At 71.4% G+C, this 25899-nt stretch carries 18 protein-coding genes; 14 read left to right on the top strand and 4 right to left on the bottom strand.

Going from position 1 to position 25899, the window contains the following annotated elements; translation table 11 throughout:
- Window positions 1–15: 15 nt before the first annotated feature.
- Window positions 16–2760, top strand: coding sequence for a cation-translocating P-type ATPase (locus AAW13_RS02005; RefSeq protein ID WP_046734354.1), 2745 nt, complete (start codon window positions 16–18; stop codon window positions 2758–2760).
- Window positions 2761–2775: 15 nt separating this feature from the next.
- Here AAW13_RS02005 and AAW13_RS02000 read toward each other — a convergent pair whose 3' ends face one another.
- Together AAW13_RS02000 and AAW13_RS01995 are read right to left on the bottom strand one after the other, a co-directional pair.
- Window positions 2776–4185: a diacylglycerol/lipid kinase family protein gene (locus AAW13_RS02000; protein WP_046734355.1), complete on the bottom strand. Its 1410-nt coding sequence runs from the start codon at window positions 4183–4185 to the stop codon at window positions 2776–2778.
- Entirely contained in the window at window positions 4172–4471 is a 300-nt protein-coding gene (locus AAW13_RS01995; RefSeq protein WP_046734356.1) for a hypothetical protein, read from the bottom strand. Before AAW13_RS01995 ends, AAW13_RS02000 begins: the two co-directional genes overlap by 14 nt.
- Before the next feature lie 229 nt (window positions 4472–4700).
- Between AAW13_RS01995 and AAW13_RS01990 the strand changes: the two genes are divergently transcribed.
- Entirely contained in the window at window positions 4701–5165 is a 465-nt protein-coding gene (locus tag AAW13_RS01990) for a hypothetical protein (RefSeq protein ID WP_046734357.1), read from the top strand.
- Window positions 5166–5256: 91 nt separating this feature from the next.
- Here the strand turns inward: AAW13_RS01990 and AAW13_RS01985 are convergent, their stop codons facing one another.
- Window positions 5257–5610: a DUF805 domain-containing protein gene (locus AAW13_RS01985; RefSeq protein WP_046734358.1), complete on the bottom strand. Its 354-nt coding sequence runs from the start codon at window positions 5608–5610 to the stop codon at window positions 5257–5259.
- A gap of 381 nt (window positions 5611–5991) precedes the next feature.
- Between AAW13_RS01985 and AAW13_RS01980 the strand changes: the two genes are divergently transcribed.
- The 10 genes from AAW13_RS01980 (at window position 5992) to AAW13_RS01935 (ending at window position 22571) form a co-directional block, all read left to right on the top strand.
- Complete coding sequence (locus tag AAW13_RS01980) at window positions 5992–6756, top strand: TIGR03936 family radical SAM-associated protein (protein WP_046734359.1); 765 nt, start codon at window positions 5992–5994, stop codon at window positions 6754–6756.
- Between the two features lie 276 nt (window positions 6757–7032).
- Window positions 7033–11280: an Rne/Rng family ribonuclease gene (locus AAW13_RS01975; RefSeq protein WP_071659388.1), complete on the top strand. Its 4248-nt coding sequence runs from the start codon at window positions 7033–7035 to the stop codon at window positions 11278–11280.
- A gap of 334 nt (window positions 11281–11614) precedes the next feature.
- Window positions 11615–11935 (top strand): 50S ribosomal protein L21, encoded by a 321-nt coding sequence (gene rplU, locus AAW13_RS01970; protein ID WP_004931419.1) that lies wholly within the window; start codon window positions 11615–11617, stop codon window positions 11933–11935.
- Window positions 11936–11949: 14 nt separating this feature from the next.
- On the top strand, window positions 11950–12204 hold the full coding sequence (rpmA, locus tag AAW13_RS01965) for a 50S ribosomal protein L27 (protein ID WP_015660411.1): 255 nt from the start codon (window positions 11950–11952) through the stop codon (window positions 12202–12204).
- Between the two features lie 152 nt (window positions 12205–12356).
- Entirely contained in the window at window positions 12357–13796 is a 1440-nt protein-coding gene (gene obgE / locus AAW13_RS01960; RefSeq protein ID WP_046733226.1) for a GTPase ObgE, read from the top strand.
- A 232-nt stretch (window positions 13797–14028) separates the two neighbouring features.
- Window positions 14029–15579: an alkaline phosphatase D family protein gene (locus AAW13_RS01955; protein ID WP_046733225.1), complete on the top strand. Its 1551-nt coding sequence runs from the start codon at window positions 14029–14031 to the stop codon at window positions 15577–15579.
- 131 nt (window positions 15580–15710) lie between these two features.
- Window positions 15711–16922, top strand: a complete 1212-nt coding sequence (locus tag AAW13_RS01950) for a hypothetical protein (RefSeq protein ID WP_052768721.1) — start codon at window positions 15711–15713, stop codon at window positions 16920–16922.
- 303 nt (window positions 16923–17225) lie between these two features.
- Window positions 17226–18725: a bifunctional cytidylyltransferase/SDR family oxidoreductase gene (locus tag AAW13_RS01945; protein ID WP_046733224.1), complete on the top strand. Its 1500-nt coding sequence runs from the start codon at window positions 17226–17228 to the stop codon at window positions 18723–18725.
- 189 nt (window positions 18726–18914) lie between these two features.
- Complete coding sequence (locus tag AAW13_RS01940) at window positions 18915–20999, top strand: hypothetical protein (RefSeq protein WP_046733223.1); 2085 nt, start codon at window positions 18915–18917, stop codon at window positions 20997–20999.
- 411 nt (window positions 21000–21410) lie between these two features.
- Entirely contained in the window at window positions 21411–22571 is a 1161-nt protein-coding gene (locus tag AAW13_RS01935; protein WP_046733237.1) for a glycosyltransferase family 2 protein, read from the top strand.
- 31 nt (window positions 22572–22602) lie between these two features.
- Here AAW13_RS01935 and AAW13_RS01930 read toward each other — a convergent pair whose 3' ends face one another.
- Window positions 22603–24003 carry a polysaccharide pyruvyl transferase family protein gene (locus AAW13_RS01930; RefSeq protein WP_046733222.1) on the bottom strand — a complete coding sequence of 467 codons (1401 nt, stop codon included), beginning with the start codon at window positions 24001–24003 and terminating at the stop codon, window positions 22603–22605.
- Between the two features lie 233 nt (window positions 24004–24236).
- On the opposite strand from AAW13_RS01930, the gene proB reads away from it, so the two are divergent.
- Window positions 24237–25343 (top strand): glutamate 5-kinase, encoded by a 1107-nt coding sequence (gene proB, locus AAW13_RS01925; RefSeq protein ID WP_046733221.1) that lies wholly within the window; start codon window positions 24237–24239, stop codon window positions 25341–25343.
- A gap of 123 nt (window positions 25344–25466) precedes the next feature.
- Window positions 25467–25895: a hypothetical protein gene (locus AAW13_RS01920; protein ID WP_046733220.1), complete on the top strand. Its 429-nt coding sequence runs from the start codon at window positions 25467–25469 to the stop codon at window positions 25893–25895.
- Window positions 25896–25899: the final 4 nt, after the last annotated feature.

Genomic DNA, 25899 nt, shown 5'->3' with positions numbered 1-25899 from the left:
AACGGAGGCACCTACATGACCGCGCAGACAGACGCCCCGCAGGACCGGGAGGCCGACGACCGGACGTGGTACGTGCGTCCGCCGGAGGAGGTGGCCGCGGCCTTCGAGGTCGATCCGGCCACCGGACTGTCCACCGCCCGCGCCGCGGAGCTGCTCCGTAAGCACGGCCCCAACGCACTGCCCGAGGAGAAGCCGCTCCCCGGCTGGCGCCGCTACCTCGCCCAGTACCGCAGCTACATGCAGCTGGTTCTGGTGAGTGCCGCCGTCGTCTCGCTCGTCATCAAGGAGTGGAGCACCGGAATCCTGCTGCTCGTCCTGACCGTCGTCAACGCGGTCGCCGGGATGCGCCAGGAAGGCAAGGCCGACAGCGCCATGAACGCGCTGAAGTCGATGATGAAGGCGTCCGCGCGGGTACGCAGGGACGGCACCGAGTCGAAAGTCCCGGCCGAGGAGGTCGTCCCGGGTGACGTGGTGCTGCTCGCCGCAGGCGACGAGGTACCGGCGGACGGCCGTATCGTCACGGCGAACGCCCTACAGATCGACGAGTCCGCGCTGACCGGCGAGAGCGTGCCGGCCGCGAAGGAGTCGGGCCCGCTCACCGGCACAGATCTGCCGCCCGGCGAACGCCACAACATGGCGTTCATGAACACGCCCGTCACCCACGGCAGCGCCACCGTGATCGTCACGGCCACCGGCGCCGACACCGAACTCGGCCGGATCTCCGGCATGTTGTCGAGCACGCCGCGGGAGGCCTCGCCGCTGACCCGGGAGATGGACCGCCTCACCCTGTGGATCACGGCGACCGCCGGCGTGACGATGATCCTGATGTTCGTGCTCGGCCGCAGCCGGGGCACGGCATGGGACGCGCTGTTCGTCAGCGCCGTGTCGCTGGCGATCGCCGCCATCCCCGAAGCCCTGCCGACGGTCTCCCAGACGATCCTGTCCATCGGCGCGATCGACCTGTCCCGGCGGCAGGCGATCGTGAAGGACCTGCCGTCGGTGGAGGCGCTGGGGTTCACCTCGGCGATCAACTCCGACAAGACCGGCACGCTCACCATGAACCAGATGACCGCGGTCGAGGTCATCGACCCCGGCGACCGCTACACCGTCTCCGGCACCGGCTACGGCCTGGAGGGCAGGATCCAGCACCCGGTCGGCAGCGCCCCGGACATGACGGACGCGATCCTGCCCTACCTGGTGGCCAACGACGCCCGACTGGTGGACGGCAAGGTCGTCGGCGACCCCACGGAGGGCGCCCTGCTGGTCCTCGGCCACAAGGCGGGCCTGGACGTCGACGCCACCCGGGAGCGGCTGCCGCGGCTGGCCGTGCTGCCCTTCGACCCGTCCTACAAGCTGATGGCCACCTTCAACAGGGCCACCGACGACGACGGCCGCCCGGTCGTGCGCTGCTTCGTGAAGGGCGCGGCGCCCGCCATGATGGCCCGCGCGGCGACGGCCCTGCGGCAGGGCACGTCGGTTCCCTGGGACGACACGCTGCGGCAACGCGCGCAGGAGCACGTCGAGCGGATGGGCGGCGAGGGCCTGAGGGTGATGGCCGCCGCCCGCCGCGACCTCGACCCGGACCTCTTCGACCCGGACCTCTTCGATCCGGACGGCGACCTGCTCGGTCATGTCACCGACCTCCAGATGACCAGCCTGGTCGGGATGGTCGACCCGCCGCGCGCCGAGTCGAAGGCCGCCGTCGCCGACGCGCAGGCCGCCCACATCAAGGTCCGCATGGTCACCGGCGACGACGTCGTCACCGGCGCCGCCATCGCCCGGCAGCTCGGCATCGAGGGCGAGGCCGTGCTCGGCGCGGACTTCGCCGCCCTCCCGGAGAGCGAACGGCTGGCCAGGATCGACGGCATCGGCGTCGTCGGCCGGGTCGCCCCCGAGCACAAGGTGCTGCTCGCCGAGACCCTGAAGAAGAAGGGCCGCGTGGTGGCCATGACCGGCGACGGCGTCAACGACGCCCCCGCCATCAAGGCCGCCGACGTCGGCATCGCCATGGGCTCCGGCACCGAGGTCGCCAAGAACGCCGGCCGCATGGTGCTCGCCGACGACAACTTCGCCACGATCGTCTTCGCCGTCGAGCAGGGCCGCAAGATCTACGACAACCTCACCAAGTACATCCGGTTCGTGCTCGTCCTGCTCGTGGTGTTCGTGCTGACGTTCCTCGGCGCGACCCTGTTCGACATCGCCGCGGGGGAGCCGTTCACCCCGGCGCAGGTGCTGTGGATCCACTTCTTCGTCAACGCGGCGTTCGGCTTCGCCCTCGGCTTCGACCGGCAGAGCCCCGGCCTGATGGCCCGCCGGCCGCGTCCGCGCGGCGCGCACGTGCTGTCCCGGGGCGTGCTGCTCACCGTCGGCCTGTCCGGTCTCGCGATCACCATCGGGCTGCTCTGCCTGATCGAGCTCGGCAGGTCCCGCTACGGCAGTGTCCCGATCGGCCAGTCGATGGCGTTCACGTCCTTCGCGCTCTGCCTGATCGTGGCCGCCCTGGAGTGCCGCAGCGAGCGGGCCACCGTGTTCACCACCGCCAGCTTCGACAGCAAGCAGATGAACCGGGCGATGCTGATCGAGTTCGTCCTCGCGGTCCTGGTCACCCAGATGGACGCCTTCCGCCGCCTGCTGGGGACGACCGAGCTGGACCTGGCCCAGTTCGCGTGGACGCTCGTCCCGGCGCTCGCGCTGCTGGCACTGTGGGAGCTCGGCAAGTTCCTCGCCCGCTGGAACGGCCGGCCCACCGCGAGCACGTGACGTGCGCTCCGCGGGTCAGGCACGAGGACCGGCCCCGCCGGCGCGCCGCCGGCGGGGCGTGAGCGCCAGACGCAGCACCCGCCGCCAGTCGGCCGGAGGCCGGTTCGGCGGGGTGCCCGGCCGGTGCCGGGGGACCCGGACCCGCAGCGCGCCGGGGGAGATCCGGCACACCACCGGAGCGGGCAGCACGACGGACTCGCCGTCGATCCCGGCCGGCACGACACCCGCGCCGCCGCCCGCACCGCCGCCTGCGCCCGGGGCCACATCGCCGCCCGCGTCCGGGGTCGCGCCGGTGTCCGTGTCGACGACGACCTCGTGCGTGGTCAGGCGGGTCAGGGCCGGCGCCCCGCGGGTCAGCAGCCGGGCCGCCCGGGCGGAGCTGTCGACGCACACGCCGAGGACGCCCAGCCGCCCGGAGTCCAGGCCCTCCCGCAGCCCGGGACGGGCCGGGTCACCGAGGCGCCGGTAGGGGTTGTTGCTGACCAGCACGGCTTGCAGCCCGCGGGCGCGCCGGTGCCCGGCACGCATCCTCAGGCGGGGCGCGTCGGGGCCGGTGAGCAGGGCGGGCAGCGCCCGCAGCACGGTTTGCAGTTTCGCGTCCCGGTAGCCGGGCTCGCCGACCACGGCCGCGTACGTGCCGAAGGACGCGTTGTTGACGAACACCCGCCCCGCGGCGAACCCGAGGTCCACCCGGAACTCGACGGCGTCGGTGAAGGCCTCCAGGGCGGCCGCCGGGTCGTCGCGGTCGAGACCCAGGTCGAGGGCGAAGTGGTTGCGGGTGCCGGCCGGGATCACCACGAACGGCACGTCGTGCCGGGCCGCGACCTCGGCGACCAGTGCCTGGGTGCCGTCCCCGCCCGCCACCGCCAGCAGGTCGGCGCCGTCCGCCACCGCGCGCCGGGCCAGCTCCGCCACGTCCTGGTGGTGCGCGGGATCCAGCAGGACCACCTGGGCACCCGCCGCCCGCGCCTTCTCGGCGAGTCCGAAGCGCGCCACCTTGCCCCCGCCGGAACGCGGGTTCATCACCACCCACGGCCGGTTGGCCGGCGGTACCGCGACGGGTTCGCGGCCGCGCCCGCCGGACCCGGCCGCCGGGGTCGTCGCGATCCGCGCCGCCGTCAGCGCCAGCAGCCACAGGCCGAGGGCCAGACAGGCGGGCACCAGCATGCCGTGGCCGACGAACAGGGCCAGGGCGGTGACGGGCGCGGCAGCCGCCAGCAGAGCCCCGGCCGCGCGCAGCGGTCCGGGGTGCGCGAGGGTCCACCACAGGCCGACGCCGGCCAGGGCCACCGCGGCCATGGCGACCAGCACCCACAGCAGGCTGCGCAGCCCGGCGGCGACGAGCAGCACGAGCAGGCTGCCGAGCAGCGCGATCACCGCCACCCGCGCCCAGGAGAAGGCCGTCAGCCGCTCAGCCCGCCGCATGACCGCCGCTCACGACCGGATGCCCGGCACGGGAGGCCGCTCCCCGCACGACGCCGCCCGCGCGCGGGTCGACGGGACGGTACGCGCGCGGATCGACGGGGCCGCACGCGCGCGGGTCGACGGGGCGATACGCGCGCGGGTCGACGGGGCCGCACGCGCGCGGGTCGCGGACGTCCGCGGCCGGATCGCCGACGCCGCCCGAGCGAGGGCCGGTCGGGGACGCGTGGCCGTTCCGGAACGCGCCGTGGGACGGGCGGTCGTACGGCTGACGGGGCTGCGGGTTCATGGTCGTCCCTCCGACACGGCTCCCCGACGCCGTAATCCTGCCGTGTCGAGGATGCGGCGGGCCGGGCCGACACGCCTCACCCGGGGCGGGTGAGACCGGGGACGCCCGCCGGGGGCGGGAGCCTCCGGGGCGCTGCGAAACCGTGACAGGACCGCCATGGAAGCCGTACCGCCCCGCCCGCACAATTCTTGGCAACCGAGTCGGACGAGCGGCGGGGGAGCCGGCGGTCATGGAACTGGAACTGAGCTACGACTGGCTGGGCGGCAGGCTCCGCGCCATCGGGGACGTCCCGCTCACCTACGGCCGGTGGGGCGGCCGGCCGCTGGCACTCGGCCCGCATCCCCTGGAGTACGACATGCTCGGCAGCCGGCTGCGGCGGATCGGCGACACGGAGATCGGCTACGGACGGCTGGGCAGCGTCCCGAGGACGTTCGGCACCTGGGACGTGGACAGCGCCGCCTGGTCCGGGATTCCGCAGCGCGTCGGACCGTACCCCGTGGACCACCCCAGGTTCAGCGGACGGGTGCGCGCGATCGGACCGCTGTCCGTCTCGTACGACTTCCTGGGCAACCGGCCCCGCCGCATCGAACTGCCCGCCGGCCGGCAGGACCTGCCGGACGACCTGCTGCGCGTCGTCTTCCTGGTCTTGCACCTCCAGACCGAACGCAACCGCGGCTCGTCGGCCGCCGGATAGCGCCGAAACAGCCCGAATCAGTCCGAAGAACAGCCCGAAACAGCCCGAGGGCCCGCCGGACGGATCCGGCGGGCCCCCAGGTGATGCCAGGTCAGACGGCGCCCGCGTACTTCGGGTTGGGGCCGTACTGGTTCTCCTCCGGCTTGCCCTCGGAGGCGAGCCAGACAAGCACGATGATCCAGCCGACCAGCGGGATGATGCCGATCAGGATCAGCCAGCCGGAACGGCCGGTGTCGTGCAGCCGGCGGACCGCGACGCCCAGACCGGGCAGCAGGACCGCGAGCGCGTAGATCGAGCTGAGGGCGGCGAACCCGATGAGCCGCCCGACGACCGCCAGCACGATGCTGATGATCAGGTTGAACAGGAAGAACATCCAGTATTCCTGCCGGCGCGCACGGCCGCTGAACACCGCGTACTTCTTGAGTACGTCCACGTACCAGTTCATTACTCGTCCCCCCGGGGATCAAGGCTTGATTGGCTCTCAGCAAATCAAGCCGGGATGGCTGGTTCCATTCAGATTGGCGTGAGCGGGTCAACCGTTACCGTGTCGCCGCCATTCGGTGATCAACCGGATCCGAACGGATCGCGTCCCACCTTCAGGTGGATTTTCGTGGCACCCGCACCCGCCCGACCTGCAACCCGCCGGCCGGCGGTCCCCGACCGGACGGGAACCCCCGGGCCGCGACACACGTACTCTGGATGGAAGCAGTGCACAGGGGTACGGCCGACAGCGGTACGGCCACTGTGGCGACAACCTCACGAGAACCACGAAGGACTGACGACACTGGGCAAGCGACAGCCCGAAGGCCCGCCGCCCGCACCCGCGGTGCAGCGCATCCGACTGCGCTACACCAAGCGCGGCCGCCTCCGGTTCACCAGCCACCGTGACTTCCAGCGCGCCTTCGAGCGTGCGCTGCGCCGCGCCGAGGTGCCGATGGCCTACTCGGCGGGGTTCACACCGCACCCGAAGGTGTCGTACGCCAATGCCGCACCCACCGGCACGGGCAGCGAGGCGGAGTACCTGGAGATCGCGCTCGCCGCACCCCGCGACCCGGAGCGGCTGCGCGCCCTCCTCGACGAGTCCCTGCCCACCGGGCTCGACATCGTCGACGCGGTCGAGGCACGCACGTCAGGACTGGCCGACCGGCTCACCGCCTCCGTGTGGGAGCTCCGGCTGCCCGTCGTGGACCCGGCCATGGCCGAACAGGCCGTCGCCGCGTTCAACACCGCCGGGACCGTCGAGGTCCAGCGCATGACCAAGAACGGCGTCCGCACCTTCGACGCCCGCCCCGCCGTCGTACAACTTGAGACACAGAGTGAAACGGCTGATAGGCCGACCGACCAGGCCTGTGCGATACTGCGGCTGGTTGTTCGGCACGTGACGCCTGCCGTACGACCCGACGACGTCCTGTCCGGTCTCCGCGCCGTGGCCGACCTGGCGCCGCCGGTCCCCGCAGCGGTGACCAGGCTGGCGCAGGGGCTGCTCGATGAAGAGACCGGCACGGTGACCGACCCGCTCGCGCCCGACCGCGAGGCAGTGGAGGCCCTTTCGAAGGCCGAACCCACTGCCACCGCGACGGCGCCGGCGTAAGGAAGGTCCCGCGAAGGACGGACGTCGTAGCGCAGCCCTCGTACTCGGGAGCCACCTGGGTCGGGCAGCGCACCGACCAGAAGACTTTCGCCAGGCCGTCCGCGACAAGGCGTACGGAACCGGCGAGACAGGACACAGAGAGCTCCTGTGCGGCGCCCGCGCCCCACACGGCGGCACCGCGCATCGCGCGAGCCGTGGACGTCACCGGTGGTCGCTCGAACAGATCGACGCCGGACCAGGCGCGGCGCCCGGGAGCCTGACGGGAGAAACGCCCGCATGCTCGAACCGACCGAGCCCATCGAGGGCTCCGAACCGAACACCCCCAGCGACACCCTGCCGCCGCGCAGGCGTCGCCGTGCCGCGTCCCGCCCCGCGGGGCCGCCCGTCGGGGCCGAGGCCGTGACGGAGAACGAGGCCGAGACCACCGTTCCGGCCGTGCCGGCCGCCCAGACCACCGAGGTCGCGGAGACCGCAGAGACGGCCCCTGCCGCCGCCGAGGAGGCCGCTCCGGCCCCGCGTGCGCGCCGCCGTGCCACCCGCCGGGTGTCCGCGCCCGCCGCGACCCCGGAGGCCACCGAGGCCGCCGAGGCCGCGGAGACGGTGGTGCCCGCGACCGCCGCGGTAACCGAGCCCGCCGAGAGCTCCGCCGAGGCCGCCGCGCAGAGCGAGGAGGCCACCCCGCCCCGCACCCGCCGACGTGCCACGCGCCGCGCGTCCGCGCCCGCCGGAGCACCGGCCGCCGCGACCGGGGCCACCGGGGCCACCGAGGCTCCTGAGGTCGGCGACGCCACAGAGACCACCGCGGCCACCGAAGCCGCGGAGCCCGTGGAGGCCGCCGAGGAGGCCGCTCCGGCTCCCCGTGCGCGCCGCCGTGCCACCCGCCGGGTGTCCGCGCCCGCCGCGACCCCGGAGGCCACCGAGGCCGCCGAGGCCACGGACGAGACCGCCGCGCCCGCCGTCGCCGCACAGACCGCCGAGACCGCCGAGACCGCTGAAGCGGTCGAGACGACCGAGGCTCCTGAGGTCGACGAGGCCGGTGAGGCCACGCAGGCCGCCGCCGCCGAGGAGGCCGCTCCGGCCCCGCGTGCGCGCCGCCGCGCCACCCGCCGGGTGTCCACGCCCGCCGGTGCGCCCGAGGCCGCCGACACCGCCGCCGCGGCTGTCGTCGAGACCCCGGCCGCCCCCGCCCCGGCCGCCGAGGCCGCGACCGCCCCGGCCGCGACCGAGCCCGCGGAGGCCGCCGAGCCCGCGGAGGCCGAGACGCCGCGCCGCCGACGCCGGGTCGTGCGCCAGGCCGCCACCGGGTTCTCCGAGCCCGCCCGCCGGGCCGCCGACGAGGAGCCGCGCCGCCCGGCCCGGCCCGCCGTCGCCGTCTTCCAGGCGCCCGTGTTCACCGAGCCCAAGTTCCAGACCCCGGAGCGCGCCGCCGCCGAGGCCGCCGCCGCGTCCGCCGGCACCGGCGAGCCCGAGGACGCCACCCCGTCCGCCGCGGCCACCGGGGCCACCACGCCCGCCGTCGCCGCGGAGCCCGCCGAGCAGACCGAGGCCGGTTCCCGGCGCCGTCGCCGCCGCCGGGGCGCCGTCGAGGAGGCCCCGGTCACCGAGGCCGCCGCCGACGACGAGACCGAGGAGCCGGAGGAGTCCGTCGAGGACGCCGCCGACACGGCCGACGCCGACGCCGACGACGAGACCGAGGAGTCCGGCTCCCGCCGGCGCCGCCGCCGGGGCGGCCGCCGCCGTCGCCGCGGTGACGCCGCCGACGGCGACGGCGCCGAGGACGGATCCGACGAGCTTGCCGCCGAGCAGGCCGAACAGGACGCCGAGGACACCGCCGAGCAGGAGGAAGAGGACGACGAGGAGGCCCACGACGAGGCCGGCGCCTCCTCCTCCAGCAGCCGCCGTCGCCGTCGCCGCAGGCGGCGCGCCGGCGACAGCTCCGGCGACGCCGAGCCCGGCGAGGGCGACCCGGAGCGCACCGTCGTCAAGGTCCGCGAACCCCGCAAGCCCTCCGAGCCCTCCGACGAGGTGCAGTCCATCAAGGGCTCCACCCGCCTGGAGGCCAAGAAGCAGCGCCGCCGCGAGGGCCGCGAGCAGGGCCGCCGCCGCGTCCCGATCATCACCGAGGCCGAGTTCCTCGCCCGCCGCGAGGCCGTCGAGCGCGTGATGGTCGTCCGCCAGCACGGCGACCGCACCCAGATCGGCGTCCTGGAGGACGGCGTGCTCGTCGAGCACTACGTCAACAAGGAGCAGTCGACCTCGTACGTCGGCAACGTGTACCTCGGCAAGGTGCAGAACGTGCTGCCGTCGATGGAGGCCGCCTTCATCGACATCGGCAAGGGCCGCAACGCCGTGCTCTACGCCGGTGAGGTCAACTTCGAGGCCCTCGGCATGGCCAACGGGCCGCGCCGCATCGAGTCCGCCCTGAAGTCCGGCCAGTCCGTCCTCGTGCAGGTGACGAAGGACCCGATCGGCCACAAGGGCGCCCGCCTCACCAGCCAGGTCTCCCTCCCGGGCCGCTACCTCGTGTACGTCCCCGAAGGCTCGATGACCGGCATCAGCCGCAAGCTGCCCGACACCGAGCGGGCCCGGCTGAAGACCATCCTCAAGAAGATCGTCCCCGAGGACGCGGGCGTCATCGTGCGCACCGCCGCCGAGGGCGCCAGCGAGGACGAACTGCGCCGCGACGTCGAACGGCTCCAGGCGCAGTGGGACGACATCCGGAAGAAGTCGAAGAACGGCGGCAGCTCGAACGCCCCGTCGCTGCTCTACGGCGAGCCCGACATGACCGTCCGGGTCGTCCGCGACATCTTCAACGAGGACTTCTCCAAGGTCGTCGTCAGCGGTGACGAGGCCTGGGACACCGTCCACGGCTACGTCTCGCACGTCGCCCCCGACCTCGCAGGCCGGCTGTCGAAGTGGACCTCCGAGGTCGACGTCTTCGCCACCTACCGGATCGACGAGCAGCTCGCCAAGGCCCTGGACCGCAAGGTCTGGCTGCCCAGCGGCGGTTCGCTGGTCATCGACCGGACCGAGGCGATGGTCGTCGTCGACGTCAACACCGGCAAGTTCACCGGCCAGGGCGGCAACCTCGAAGAGACGGTGACGCGCAACAACCTGGAGGCGGCCGAGGAGATCGTCCGCCAGCTGCGGCTGCGCGACCTCGGCGGCATCATCGTCATCGACTTCATCGACATGGTCCTGGAGTCCAACCGCGACCTGGTGCTGCGCCGCCTGCTCGAATGCCTCGGGCGGGACCGGACCAAGCACCAGGTGGCCGAGGTCACCTCGCTGGGCCTGGTCCAGATGACCCGCAAGCGCGTCGGCCAGGGCCTGCTGGAGTCCTTCTCCGAGACCTGCGTGCACTGCAACGGCCGCGGCGTCATCGTCCACATGGAGCAGCCCGGCTCCTCCGGCGGCGGTGGCGGCGGCAAGCGCAAGAAGCGCGGCCGCGGCGGCGACGGACACGAGCACGACCACGACGTCCACGAGACCCACGAGGTCGTCGCCGACGGGTCCGTCGAGCACGCCGAGGCCGTCCACGCCGTCGAGACGGCGGCCGAGGTGGCCGCCGAGGTCGCCGAACCCGTCGCGCTGTCCGCGCCCGACTTCGCGCCGGACGAGGAGCTGTACAGCAGCGTCGCCGAGGCGGAGGCCGCGGCCGGCCGCGGCCGTACCCGTCGCCGGGCGAGCCGCCGGGCCTCCGCTCCGGCCGGTGCGCCCAAGGAGCGTGCCGCCCGCAACCGGGGTGCCGAGCAGGAGGCGCCGACCGCCCAGGCCGTACCGGCCGCCGTCGAGGCCGAGCGGGAGGTGCTGCCGGAGCCTGCCGCCGAGGTGCACGCCGAGCCGGTCGCCGTGGAGGACCCGGTCGTCCAGGCGCCGGAGGCCACCGAGACGGCTCCGGCCGCCCAGGCCGCTCCCGCCGCCCCGGAGGCCGAGGAGGCCGCGCCGAAGGGCCGTACGCGTCGGCGTGCCACCCGGAAGGTGTCGGCGCCCGCCGGCTCCCCGGCGGGGGCCGAGGCGACCGTGGTGACCGTCCTCGCCGAGAGCGCGGCGCCGGAAACGGTGGCCGAGCCGGCCGCGGTGACCGCGGCGGAACCGGTCGCCGAGCCGGCCGCCGAGCCCGCCGTGGAGCCCGCCGTGGAGCCCGAGCAGGCCGCGCCCGCCGAGAGCGTCGCACCGGCCCGTCCGCGCCGCCGTGCGGTGCGCAAGGCCACCGCGCCGACCGCGTCCGAGGAGACGGCCGTCGTGGTCGTACCGACGGCGGAGCCCGAGACGCCGGCGGCCGAGGCCCCGGCGGCCGAGGAGCCGGTCGCCGAGGAGGCCGCCCCGGCCAAGAAGACGGCCCGTAAGACGGCCGCCAAGAAGGCCCCGGCGAAGAAGACGGCCGCCAAGAAGACCGCGGCGAAGAAGACGGCCGCCAAGAAGACGACGGCCAAGAAGGCGGCCAAGACCGTCAAGACGGCCGCCGCCAAGTCGACGGCGAAGAAGACCACCACGGTCCCCGCCGCCACCGACGAGGGCTGACGCCCGCCCGTGGGGCCGGTCCCGGTGACCGGCCCCACACCGCTCCACCACGGCAGAGCCATCGGCCCCACACCGCTCCACCGGGGCCGATGGACCGCCCCCACACCGCTCCACCGGGGCCGAGTGACCGGCCCCACACCCTCCGGGGCCCGGTTTGACCCTCCAGGCCACCGCCCCGTAACCTTGACCGTCGGCGTGTCCATGGATATGAGGACACGCCACATCCCCGTAAACCTCTTCCTTCGGAACACCACGTGTTCCGAAGAGGCGGCCCGCGTCTGCCGGGCGGCTGGACTGCGGGGGTGCCGTTCCCGAGCGAGAGAGTGAGATCCGCGTGTACGCCATCGTGCGCAGCGGTGGCCGCCAGCACAAGGTTGCTGTCGGTGACATCGTCGAGGTTGACAAGATTTCCACCGCCAAGGTTGGCGACACGGTCGAGCTCTCGACCCTGCTCGTTGTCGACGGCGACGCTGTGACCAGCGACCCGTGGGTGCTGGCCGGCATCAAGGTCCAGGCCGAGGTCGTGGACCACCACAAGGGCCAGAAGATCGACATTCTGCGCTACAAGAACAAGACCGGCTACCGCCGTCGTCAGGGCCACCGCCAGCAGTACACGGCGATCAAGGTCACTGAGATCCCCGCGGCTGCGAAGTAAGGGACTGAGGAGAGATGGCACACAAGAAGGGCGCATCGTCCACCCGTAACGGTCGTGACTCCAACGCTCAGCGCCTCGGCGTGAAGCGTTTCGGCGGTCAGGTCGTCAGCGCGGGCGAGATCCTGGTCCGCCAGCGTGGCACCCACTTCCACCCGGGTGCGGGCGTCGGCCGTGGCGGCGACGACACGCTGTTCGCGCTGAACGCCGGCGCGGTGGAGTTCGGTACCCACCGTGGCCGCAAGGTCGTGAACATCGTTCCGGTCGCCTGAGTCTGCTGACAGCACGGCTCTGACCGAACATTTCGCGAGGCGGACCTCACTTCCCGATCGGGAAGGCGGGTCCGCCTTTCGCGTGTTGACATAGGTATCACCCCGTAATCCCCCAGCCTCCGGCCGGGGGGACCCCCAGGAGGCACTGCACCATGACCACCTTCGTGGACCGCGTCGAGCTGCACATCGCCGCGGGTAACGGAGGCCACGGCTGCGCCTCCGTGCACCGGGAGAAGTTCAAGCCGCTCGGCGGCCCCGACGGCGGCAACGGCGGCCGCGGCGGCGACGTCATCCTGACCGTCGACCAGTCCGTGACGACGCTCCTCGACTACCACCACTCCCCGCACCGCAAGGCCACCAACGGCAAGCCCGGCGAGGGCGGCAACCGAGCCGGCAAGGACGGCCAGGACCTGATCCTGCCGGTGCCCGACGGCACGGTGGTGCTGGACAAGGCGGGCAACGTCCTCGCCGACCTCGTCGGCCACGGCACCTCCTACGTCGCCGCCCAGGGCGGCCGCGGCGGCCTCGGCAACGCGGCCCTCGCCAGCGCCCGCCGCAAGGCCCCCGGCTTCGCGCTGCTCGGCGAGCCCGGAGACTTCGGGGACATCGTCCTGGAGCTCAAGACCGTCGCCGACGTGGCCCTGGTCGGCTACCCGAGCGCCGGCAAGTCCTCCCTGATCTCCGTGCTGTCCGCCGCCAAGCCGAAGATCGCCGACTACCCGTTCACCACCCTGGTGCCCAACCTCGGAGTGGTGACCGCCGGTTCCACCGTCTACACCATCGCCGACGTCCCCGGCCTCATCCCCGGCGCCAGCCAGGGCAAGGGCCTGGGCCTGGAGTTCCTGCGCCACGTCGAGCGGTGCAGCGTCCTCGTGCACGTCCTGGACACCGCCACCCTGGAGTCCGAGCGCGACCCCGTCTCCGACCTCGACGTCATCGAGGAGGAGCTCAAGCAGTACGGCGGCCTCGGCGACCGGCCCCGGATCGTCGTCCTCAACAAGATCGACGTCCCCGACGGCAAGGACCTCGCCGAGATGGTCCGCCCCGACCTGGAGGCCCGCGGCTACCGCGTCTTCGAGGTCTCCGCGGTCGCCCACACCGGCCTGCGCGAGCTGACCTTCGCACTCGGTGAACTGGTCGGCAAGGCCCGGGCGACCAGGCCCAAGGAGGAGGCGACCCGCATCGTCATCCGGCCCAAGGCCGTCGACGACGCCGGCTTCACCGTCACCCAGGAGGACGACGGCCTCTTCCGGGTACGCGGCGAGAAGCCCGAACGCTGGGTCCGCCAGACCGACTTCAACAACGACGAGGCCGTCGGCTACCTCGCCGACCGCCTCAACCGGCTCGGCGTGGAAGAGCAGCTGATGAAGGCGGGCGCCCGCGCCGGCGACGGCGTCGCCATCGGCCCCGAGGACAACGCCGTCGTCTTCGACTGGGAGCCGTCCATGATGTCCGGCGCCGAGATGCTCGGCCGCCGCGGCGAGGACCACCGCTTCGAGGAACAGCGCCCGGCCGTCCAGCGCCGCCGCGACCGCGACGCGGAACGCGACGAATCCCTGCGCGAGTACGGCGACTTCGACCCGTTCGAGTAGCCGTACCCCCGGCCCCGGGACACCGGGGCCGCCGACCCACCACTGCCGACCCACCGCCAGACCCGTCGAGGCCCGTCGCGGCCGGGACACGTTCCCGGCCGCAACGGGTTTTCTGTTGTCTCCCTAGTTGTCATGCGCACGCATGCCTGCATTCAGCGGACGGACCCACCTGCCGTGGGAGCTTCCGAAGGTCAGACCGTCCAAGAGGCCACTGTGGCAAGGGAGTCCGCGCATGACCGGAGCACCATCGCCCGACCGACGCCGCTTTCTGACCGCCGGTGCCGCCGTCCTCGGGGCCGCCGCCTCCGCCCAGCTCTGGCTGCCGGCCGCCGCCCGCGCCGCCGAACCCCCGCTGCCCGAGAACGTGTTCAGCCTCGGCATCGCCTCCGGCGACCCGCTCCCCGACGGCATCGTGCTCTGGACCCGGCTCGCCCCCGACCCCCTCGCCGGCGGCGGCATGCCCGACGAGACCGTGCCCGTCGAATGGGAGATCGCCGAGGACGAACGCCTCCACAAGGTCGTCCGCCGCGGCACCGCCCACGCCCGGCCCGAATACGGGCACAGCGTCCACGTGGACGTACGAGGACTGCGCCCCGGCCGCTCCTACTGGTACCGCTTCCGCGCCGGCGGCAGGATCTCCCCGACGGGCCGCACCCGCACCGCCCCCCACCCGCACGCCAAGGGCGGCTCCCTGCGCGTGGCCCTCGCCTCCTGCCAGAACTGGCAGCACGGCTACTTCACCCCCTACGCCGACATGCTCGCCCAGGACCCCGACGCCGTCCTCTTCGTCGGCGACTACATCTACGAGTCCGCGCCGTCCTCCTCCGGCCCGCGCCGCCACGAGGGCAAGGGCGAGCCGTACACCCTCGAGCAGTACCGCAACCGCTACGCCCAGTACCGCAGCGACCCCGACCTCGCCGCGATGCACGCGAACGCCCCCTGGGTGGTCACCTTCGACGACCACGAGGTCGACAACGACTGGGCCGGCGAGATCCCCCAGGACCCCGACAAACAGACCCACGACGCCTTCGTCACCCGCCTGGCCGCCGCCTTCCAGGCCTACTACGAGCACATGCCGGTCCGCGCCACCGCGATCCCGGACGGACCCCACATCCAGATGTACCGCCGCCTGGAGTTCGGCCGCCTCGTCCGGCTCAACGTCCTCGACACCCGGCAGTTCCGCAGCGACCAGGCCACCAGCCAGGCCGCCGCCGAGGACCCCTCGCTCACCATGCTCGGCGCCCGGCAGAAACAGTGGCTGCTCGACGGACTGCACGACTCACCGGCCCGCTGGAACCTGATCGCCTCGCAGATCATGATGGCCGAGACCGACATCCTGCCCGGCGACGGAAAACTCTGGTACTACGACGCCTGGGACGGCTACCAGGCCGAACGCAACGCCCTCCTCGACGACTTCGCCTCCGTCCGCAACCCCGTCGTCCTCAGCGGCGACCGGCACCTGACCATGATCAGCGACCTGAAGAAGGACTTCGCGGACCCCTCGTCGGACGTCGTCGGCGCCGAGTTCGTCGGAACCTCCGTCTCCAGCAACGGCGACCAGGACCAGGCCGCCTTCCACGCCCAGTTCGACCCCCTGAAGGCCGACAACCCGCACTGGAAGGTCATCGACGCCCACCGCGGCTACCACCTCTTCGACATCCGCCGCCACGGCATCGACGCGCGCGTCCGGGTCGTCGACACCGTCGTCAGCCCGCAGGCCACCGCCCGCACCCTCGCCACCCTCCACGTGGCGGCGGATGAACCGGGCGTACAGGTCATGTAAGTGAGAAACATCGCGTGAGCTGAGAAACAGGGCGCCGAACGTCAATTCCGTGTAACAGGAGCCTGGGACTCATCTGTGTCCCAGGCTCCTCTCAGGTGAACCTCAGGTAAACCTCTTACCTTTCGTTAACCATGGAGACGGACTGTACGAGAGGCGAAGCCCCGGTGAACAACGCCCCGATAGGCCCCATCGGTCCCCCCGCCGCCCTGCCCGCCGGCACCCGCCTGCTGCACATCGGCCCGCACAAGACCGGCACCACGGCCATCCAGGGCGCCCTCTTCGCCGCCAGGGACAAACTCCCCGCGCACGGCGTGGAGTTCCCGGCGACCACCCGGCACCCGATGGAAGCCGCCCTCGCGGCGTGCGCCCGGCCCGCGATGATGGGCGACACCGTGCCCACCGAGAAGCACTGGACACGGCTGCTCCAGCAGGTCGACGCCACCGGGCCCCGTACGGCTGTCATCAGCAGCGAGTTCTTCGCCGACGCCGCCGACGACGAGACCGTCTCCCGGATCGTCCGGCAACTCGGCGGCGAACGCGTCCACGTCCTCGTCACCCTGCGCCCGATCGCCAAGATCATGCCCTCGCAGTGGCAGCAGTACGTGCAGAACGGCCTGCGCATGGGGTACGAGGACTGGCTCGACCACATGCTCCGCAAGGCCCCCTACGAGAAGCCCAACCCCAGCTTCTGGCGCCGGCACCGGCACGACCGGCTCGTCGAACGCTGGATCCGCGCCGTCGGCGCCGACCGGGTCACCGTCGTCGTGGTCGACGACCGCGACCGCGACGGCCTGCTGCGCACCTTCGAAGCACTGCTCGGCCTTCCCGAGAAACTACTCCAGCCGGTTCCGGACGCGGCGAACCGCTCCCTCACCCTCGCCGAGACCGAAATGCTGCGAAAGCTCAACATGGAATTCCGCGGCAATGGCCTGCCCGACGAGCTCTATTCCAAGCTCATCCGCAACGGCGCGGTCATGCATATGAAGAACACGTGCAGCCCCACCGCCGGTGACGTGAAGATCTCCACCCCCGACTGGGCCGTCGAGGCCGCCTCGCGCATCGGCGCCGAGATGGCGGAACGCGTCGCCGCCACGGGCGTCCGCGTCATCGGCGACCCCGCCCTGCTCTCCGCCGCCCCGGAGCGCCCGGAACCGGCCACCGGCGAGGCCCGCATCGCTCCGGAGGTCGCCGCCCACGCCCTGTATGGCGCGCTCGCCGCGGCGGCCGCGGCGCCGGTCCGCCACACGGCGGAGGCGAAAGCCCGGACCGTGCACCAGACGTCGTCGAAGGAACTCGTGCGGGTACTGGGACACCGATGTCTCAAGAGGCTGCGACGGCGGTGACGGAGGCCGGACGGACGGCGGTGACCGAGGCCGGACGGCTTAGCTCTGCTAAGTCGTCCGTGCGGAACGGCTTAGCATCACTGAAGCTCGGACCTCACTCTCAGCAATCGGAATGCCCTGTGTAGTTACTCACAGCAAATTCACGGAACTTCCCCGGGCGGCCGACAGGCGAGGCCATCACCAGCGGTGCAAGGTGAATGAAAGGTTGCGGATACATATGCGGCGGACGGCGCTCACCTTGCACAGCGGTTACCCGAAGTGGGACGCTTTCCCCGTTCCCTGATGCCCCAAGGTAGGTCACCTGTGTCCCAGCACATAGCCAAGCCCCGAACCACCGCAGTGATCCTGGCCGGTGGCACCGGCCAGCGGGTGGGTCTGTCGATCCCCAAGCAGCTGCTGAAGATCGCCGGCAAGGCAGTCATCGAGCACACCCTGGCCACCTTCGAGAAGGCCGACTCGATCGACGACATCATCGTGCTGATGGCACCGGGCTACGTCGCGGACATCGAGAAGATCGTCGCCAAGGCCGGCTTCACCAAGGTCAAGAAGGTCATCGAAGGCGGCAGCACCCGCAACGAGACCACCGAGCGCGCCATCCAGGCCCTCGGCGAGGGCCTGGCCGACGGAGAGGACCTCAACGTCCTCTTCCACGACGCCGTACGCCCCCTGCTGTCGCAGCGCGTCATCGACGACTGCGTCGCCGCCCTGGACCGCTACCAGGCCGTCGACGTCGCCATCCCGTCCGCCGACACCATCATCGTCACCCGCACCCACGGCGAGGACGGCGAGTTCATCACCGAGATCCCGGACCGCTCCCGGCTGCGCCGCGGCCAGACCCCGCAGGCGTTCAAGCTGTCCACGATCAAGCGGGCCTACCAGGTCGCCGACGGCGACCCCAACTTCCAGGCCACCGACGACTGCTCCGTGGTCCTCAAGTACCTGCCGGACGTGCCGATCCACGTCGTCGCCGGCGACGAGTACAACATGAAGGTCACCCAGCCCGTCGACGTCTTCATCGCCGACAAGCTGTTCCAGCTCGCCTCCACCGCCGCCCCCGAGCAGAACGGCGAAGAGGCCTACCGCCAACTGCTCACCGGCAAGACCGCCGTCATCTTCGGTGGCTCGTACGGCATCGGCAAGGACATCGCCGAACTCGCCGAGTCCTACGGCGCCAACGTCTACGCCCTGGGCCGCTCCACCACCGGCACCCACGTGGAGAACCCGGAGGAGGTCGACGACGCCCTGTCCAAGGCGTACGCCGAGACCGGCCGGATCGACTACGTCGTCAACACGGCAGGCGTGCTGCGCATCGGCAAGCTCGCCGAGACCGACAACGCCACCATCGAGGAAGCACTGAAGGTCAACTACCTGGCCCCCGTGCAGATCGCCCGTTCCAGCTACAAGTACCTCGCCGAGACCAAGGGTCAGCTGCTCCTCTACACCTCCAGCAGCTACACCCGGGGCCGCGCCGAGTACAGCCTCTACTCCTCCACCAAGGCCGCCATGGTGAACCTCACCCAGGCCCTGTCCGACGAGTGGGCCGGCGACTCCGTCCGGGTCAACTGCATCAACCCCGAACGCACCGCCACCCCCATGCGCACCAAGGCCTTCGGCCAGGAACCGGCGGGCTCGCTGCTCTCCTCCGAGGCCGTCGCCCGCACCTCCCTCGACGTGCTGCTCTCCGAACTCACCGGCCATGTCATCGACGTCCGCCAGCAGGACCCGACGGCGGCCGCCGGCGAGGCCTCCGGCTTCGAACAGGCCCTGGCCAGTGTCCTGGACCGGCAGGACGGCGTGGCATAATCAGCCTCCAATAGTCATCTGTAATTCAGGCCTCTGTGGTTGCGTGTTCTGTTCGTAGAGCATTCACAGGGGCCTGAACCCGTAAAAACTCAGATCGCCTCACACGCCAGATCGTCCGCAAGGTCAAATACAGGCCTTTTTGTCAGCAAAAGGTTCTCCGTGATATCCACCGCTATTCGCGTCGCCCGGGTGGGCAGCGCGGCCGAGCTGGCCGCGGCGGCACTCATGATCCTCGGCTTCCCGGTGCTCATGATCGCCGCGCTCGTCCCGAGCGTTTACGCCTTCGCGGCCGCGGCCGCCGTCACGTACCTGGCGGACCACTACCTGCACCGCAAGGGCAGCTACCTCATCAGCCGCCTGAGCAAGGTCCGGGCCGGCCTGTCGATCCGCTTCCTGATCCGGCAGCTGCTGCTGATCCTGCTGCTGGCCCGCATGGACCTCTCGAACGGCCTGGTCTTCTACGGCGCGATCGCCTGCTTCATCGCCTTCTACGGACTACAGGCCCCGCACGGCGCGCTGGTCCAGCTGATCCGCAACCGCCGCCGGATGCCGGTCGCCACCCGCAACGTCGACCTGAAGTCCCGCATCCGCATCCCGGACGCCCCGCCGCAGGGCCTGCTGGACCGCTCCGCCGAGAAGATGCTGCACCTCGACCTCGCGGCCGTCGTCGGCCTGCTGATCTCGGCGATCACGGACAACGCGATCGCCGGATTCGTCGGCATCGGCCTGACCCTCGCCCTCGGCTCCCTGTACGTGCTGGTGCTGATGCCCTACGTCCGCGGCCGCAAGACCCCGCCGGACGCCGACACCGTGCTGGCCGCCGTCGACGAGTGGCTCACCGAGTACAAGCCCGAGACCGTCCTGTACTTCTCCGGCTCCAAGGACTCCGCCTACCAGGTCAACATGTGGCTGGAAACCATGGAGCAGCTGGAGACGCGCCCGCTGGTCCTGCTGCGCGAACGGGTCATCCTCCAGAGCCTCGCCCCGACCACCGCCCCCGTCATCTGCGTGCCCGGCGGCGTGCACCTGATGAACCTGGACCTGTCTACGGTCCGCGTCGCCCTCTACGCGGCCAACGTCGGAAAGAACATCCACCTGCTGCGCGTCCCCACCATGAAGCACGTCTTCATCGGCCACGGCGACAGCGACAAACTGGCCAGCGTCAACCCGTTCAGCAAGGTGTACGACGAGGTGTGGACCGCCGGCCGCGCGGGCCGCGACCGCTACGCCATCGCCGACGTCGGTGTCCGCGACGACGACATCGTCGAGGTCGGCCGCCCGCAGCTGGCCCCCATCCAGGCCTGGCAGGGCGTCCCCGACAGCCGCATCCCCACCATCCTCTACGCGCCCACCTGGGAAGGCTGGGACGGCAACCCCGGCAACACCTCCCTCGTACTTGCCGGCGAGAAGATCGTGAAGAAGCTCGTCAAGGCCGACCCGCCGGTCCGCGTCCTCTACAAGCCGCACCCCTTCACCGGCACCGTCAGCGCCCAGGCCGGCGCCGCCCACCGGCGCGTCACCGCCCTCATCGAGAAGGCCGCCGCCGAGCGCGCCACCGACCCCCGCTTCACCGTCGACACGGCCGCCCAGGCCGCGGCCCAGGCCGAACTCAGCCGTATCGAGGCCCGGCTGATCGAGCTGACCGGCACCGGCGACGAGAAGCGCGACGAGGCCGAGGCCAGCCGCGACGACGTCGTCGACCTGAAGAAGCACGAGGAAGTCGCCCGGCTGCGCGCCGAATGGAACGACACCCTCTGGCGTTCCTTCCCCGAGCACGAACACCGCGTCATCACGGGCGCCGAACCCCGCCTGTACGACTGCTTCAACGTCTCCGACGCGATGGTCTCCGACATCTCCAGCGTGGTCTCCGACTTCATCGCCAGCGGCAAGCCGTACGCCGTCACCGACTCCGCCGGAGTCGGCGTGGAGGAGTTCAAGCAGGCCAACACCGCTGTACGGGCCGCCGTGATCCTCTCCAACAGCGCCAAGGAACTCGGCGGCCTGCTGGACGCCGTACGCGACCCCTCCGCCGATCCGCTGGCCGCGGACCGCGAGGAACTCAAGCACTACCTGCTGGGCCCGGACGAGCCGACCTCCATCGAGCAGTTCAACCGCGCGGTGGCCGCACTCGCCCGCAAGGCCGAAACCCGCAACCTCGGTCAGCAGGCCCGGATCGCGGCCGGTGACGCGGAAGCCGCCGACATCGCGGAGACGCTGCCGGGGGACCCGCTGAAGGCCGCCAGCGAGGCGGAAGGCACCACGACCGCCGGCTGACACGCGCACGCGCGCACACCACACCGAACGGGCTCGGTTCCGGGGACTCCTCCCCGGAACCGAGCCCGTTCGGCATGCGGCATGCGGCATGCCCCACCACGCAAACCCTTCCTCTTACCTTTGCTTAGCGATCAAGGGTGTGTCTTCTTACCAGCGCTTCGCGGTTTCCGCTGAGTGGCTCTTACCGCGCGTCCGTACTGTCCGGCGTAACCCGCCGTACACCGTCCGGCTGTGTGCTCGCCATGTGAGCTGGGCCACTGAAGGTGCGTTCCCGAGCAACCGGTCGCGTCGATCAGCCATCTACAACGTTGCGACTGAGTCGACACCGGGGGAACGCACCATTGATTAGGGGGAAACGTGACCGTCGTTGCGCAGCCTGATGTGACCGTCATCATCGGGGCGTACGAAGCGATGCCGTACCTCGTCGAATGCCTGGCCTCCGTCGAGCGCCAGACCCTCGACCCGGCACGGATGGAGGTCATCGCCGTCGACGACGGATCGGCCGACGGCACGGGGGAGTGCCTGGAGGAGTTCGCGGCCCGCGCCGCCATGCCCGTGACCGTGATCCGCCAGGAGAACTCCGGCGGCCCCAGCGGCCCCCGCAACGTCGGCCTCGCCAAGGCCACCGGCCGCTACGTGTTCTTCCTGGACGCCGACGACCGACTCGGCGACGAGGCCCTGGAACGCATGGTCGCCATGGCGGACAAGAACGGCACGGACGTCGTCCTCGGCAAGGTCGAGGGGATCAACCGCAAACCCCCGACGTCGATGTGGGGCAGGACGCTCGACCGTACCGACGTGTTCTCGTCCAACATCAAGTTCACGCTCAGCGCCCAGAAACTCTTCCGCCGCGCGCTCCTGGAACGGCACGACATGCGCTTCGACGAGTCCCTGTGGACCGGCGAGGACGCGCTGTTCACCATGGAGGCCTATCTCCGCGCCGACGGCGTCTCCGTCGTCGCCGACTACCCCTGCTACTACCTGGTCGGCCGCGAGGACGGAAAACACGTCACCAAGAGCGGCAGCTACACCCTGCGTTTCGACTCGGCGCGCGCCCTGATGAACCTGATCGCCGACATGGTCCCGGCAGGACCGCGCCGTGACACCCTCATGGTCCGGCCGTTCCTCGTCACCCTGCTCCCGCAGTTCGGCCCCAAGTTCCTCAAGGATGACGAGCGAATACGGCAGCACAAGATGGAACTGGCCGCCCCGCTGATGGCCGCCCACTGGAACCCGGAGGTCGCCCGCCGCCTGCGGGTCCACGAACGACTCCGACTCCACCTGGTCGCCGTACGACGCCCCGAACTCCTCCCCGAGGTCATCGAGTTCGTCCGCGCCAAGAAGCAGGCCGATGCCCTGCTGGAGAAGCGCGGCACCCGCGTGTACCTGGCCTACCCCCACTTCCGTTCCAAGCCGGCCGGTGTCCCCGACTGGATCTACCTCGCCGAACCCCGGGAGGCCCGCGCGGTCGAGGGCTACCGGGAGGACGCCGCCGGCACCTTCCTGCGACGCGCGGTGCGCAAGGTCCGGCGCTCGCTGCCCACCCGGGGCGTCAAAACGGCCGCCGCCTGACCGGGCCGGTCTCGCGAGGCCGGCCCCCGTCCTACTGGCCGGTCCCCAGAGCCCGGCGGAGCGGCTTGCCCACGGCCCGCCGGGCCCGCCGGTACACCGAGGTGGGCGCCGCCGCCGCGGCGGCGGTCTTCGCGCGAGCCCCGGCGCGCGCCAGTTCCTTCTCCAGCCGGGCGTTGTCGAGCGACAGCTCGTCGATACGACTGTGCAGCCAGCCGAACCGGGAGGTGAGCGATGTGACGTCCGTGTCGTTCCAGGGGCGGACGCCCGGCGGGAACGCCAGCCCGCTCATCCGCTCCTCGAAGGCGGCCCCGCCGTCCCCGTGCGTGAACGTGTTGTCCAGGCCGTTCTTGTCCAGAAAACCCGTGAACCGTTCGAAGCGCTCCCGGTGACCGCCGACCAGTCCGCCGAAGTCGGCCTCCGCGTACAGCTTCGCCGGGTCGGCCGAATCCGGATCCTTGGCGGCCTGGTCCAGCCGCCGGTGCGGTATCTCGAAGTACCGGCACAGTTCCAGCGTCCGCGAGTCACCGCACAGCACGGTGGCCGGCGTACCGGCGAGCAGCGCCGCGATGTTGCCGTGGATGCGCGAACCGAAGGAGAAGTCGAAGGAACGCAGCTCGTCGATCCACGTGATGGGGTCGACGTACACCCGCACCTTGTCCTCCCGGTACATCGGGTGGTCCGGGTGGGTCGGCATCGAGGTCACCGCGGCGTTGGGATCCGACAGGTCCCGCCAGTGCAACTGCCGTGCGTCACTGAGGTTCTGGCCGACGAAGCGGAGATTCGGGTAACGCTCGTGGGTACGGCTGATGATCCGGTCCAGGCCCTGCGCGCGTACGGCGCTGTGCGAGCCGTTGATCGCTATCCGCGACTCGGACGTCAGCTCTGGCGCGGTCTTGTGCACCGGCAGCCGGTCACCGTGCATGAACAGCGAAGGACAGCCGATGACCTCGACATCCGTGAAGCCCATGTCCCGCAGGTACTGCTCGGTGAACTCGCCCCGCACACCGATCGACGCGCTGCGTTCCAGCACCGCCGCGCAGAACTCCCGAACGGTCGGCTCCATGCGCTTGAGCCGTTCCGGGTTGTAGCTGACACCGGTCTGCGCTCCGACCCCGAGCACGACGACCGGGATGCGCAACTTCGAGATCAGCCGGGTCATCCGCTTCAACGCGCTCTCGAAGGACGGACGGAAGGCGTTGGCGAGCGGGACGACGAAGGCGTCGTACTCCTCGTTGATGCGCGCGGCGGCGGAGACGTCGGAGGGCATGCCGTTCGAGACGACCTCGGTGTCCGGCGTCTCAAGGATCTTGTGGGCGGCGTCACTGAAGATCAGGTTGCCCGAGTTTGTGGCGATGACGTCCCGGTGCAGGGCTTCCTCGACGGTGACGACGTCGTAGGGGCTCTTTCCCGACCTGATGAGGATGCGCTTCACGCGGCGAACTTTAGATGACACAAACTTCAAATTAACTTTGCGTTCGCTTCAGTTTCTATAAGCATTCAGGGCAACCTTTTTGCCGTGTGCGGACTGTGATCGTCCCGTCGCAGAGACGTGCCCCCCTGTCGTCCGCAGGCTGGACGGGCCCGCCTGCCGCCGGTCCCGTTCGCGTAGATTCTCTGCCACGCGCGAGGAAGTGGGGACAGGACGTGGCAAGGGCAAGGCAGGCCGTGGGCGACGCCCGCAGGATTGTCGTCAAGGTGGGCTCCTCCTCCCTCACCACGGCCTCCGGCGGCCTGGACGCCGACCGCGTCGACGCGCTCGTCGACGTCCTCGCCAAGAGCCGCAGCGGCGGGGAGAAGGAGGTCGTCCTCGTCTCCTCCGGTGCGATCGCCGCCGGTCTCGCCCCGCTCGGCCTGCGTCGCCGCCCCCGCGACCTGGCCCGCCAGCAGGCCGCCGCCAGCGTCGGCCAGGGCCTGCTCGTCGCCCGCTACACGGCCTCCTTCGCGCGCTACGGCGTCCGTGTCGGCCAGGTCCTGCTGACCTCCGACGACATGAGCCGGCGCGCCCACCATCGCAACGCCTCGCGCACGCTGGACAAACTCCTCGCGATGGGCGCCCTCCCGGTCGTCAACGAGAACGACACCGTCGCCACCGACGAGATCCGCTTCGGCGACAACGACCGCCTCGCCGCCCTGGTCGCCCACCTCGTCCACGCCGACCTGCTGGTCCTCCTCTCCGACGTCGACGGCGTCTACGACGGCGACCCCGGCAAGCCCGGCACCTCGCGGATAGCGGAGGTGAAGGGGCCGCAGGACCTGGCGGGCGTCGAGATCGGCAGCACCGGGAAGGCCGGGGTCGGCACCGGCGGCATGGTCACCAAGGTCGAGGCCGCCAGGATCGCCGCCGCCGCGGGCATCCCCGTCGTCCTCACCAGCGCCGTGCACGCCGCCGAGGCGCTCTCCGGCGGCGACACCGGCACCTACTTCCACCCCACCGGCAAACGGTCCGCAGACCGCCTCCTGTGGCTTCAGCACGCCTCCACCCCGCAAGGCTCGCTCACCCTCGACGACGGCGCCGTGCGCGCGGTCGTACAGGGCCGAAAGTCGCTGCTGCCCGCGGGGATCGCCGCCGTCGAGGGCGATTTCGTCGCGGGCGACCCCGTCGAACTGCGCGACACCGACGGACACGCGGTCGCGCGCGGCCTCGTCAGTTTCGACGCCAAGGAGATCCCCCAGCTGATCGGGCGTTCGACCAGGGAGTTGGCGCGCGAACTGGGCCCGGCGTACGAACGCGAGGTCGTACACAGGGACGACCTGGTGATCCTGCACCCGTAAAACGGGGCACAACGAACGACCCCGGTGGGGGACGTTCCGTAAAACCGCCACACGAACCCTTGCGGCCTGCTCAACTTTGTCCCAGGACCACGTTCCGCACGAGCACAGCTGAAGGAGGCCGTCGTGAGACGAGTGCGCCCTGGGGCTGCGGCGTCCCGCGGTGCTCTGACGAGCGTCGCGGCCGGGGACACCTACGAGGAGCCGAAGGACCTGCCCCGCCTGTGGCACGTCACGCTCAGCGTCTGCGGTGCCGAGGTCCCCCTGCCGGAACTGCGCCGCGGACTCGAACAACTGGCCCATGACCACCCGTTCCTCCTCACCAGCCGCTACGCCTGCGACCACGCCGAGATCCGCTACTGGGAAGAGGCCCGCGACCTCCACGACGCCGCCGCCGTCGCCCTGCGCCTGTGGGGCGAGCACCGGCAGACCGCCGGCCTGCCCGCCTGGGAGATCGTCGGCCTGGAAGTCATCGACCGCGCCACCTACCACCAGCGGATCGCCGAGGGCTACGGCCCGCCGCCCGCGACACCGGTCGGCATCCACCCCTTCTGACCCG

This window comes from Streptomyces humi, assembly GCF_001005085.2.
Taxonomy (GTDB): domain Bacteria; phylum Actinomycetota; class Actinomycetes; order Streptomycetales; family Streptomycetaceae; genus Streptomyces; species Streptomyces humi.
This window is presented reverse-complemented; position numbering and strand designations above follow the sequence as displayed.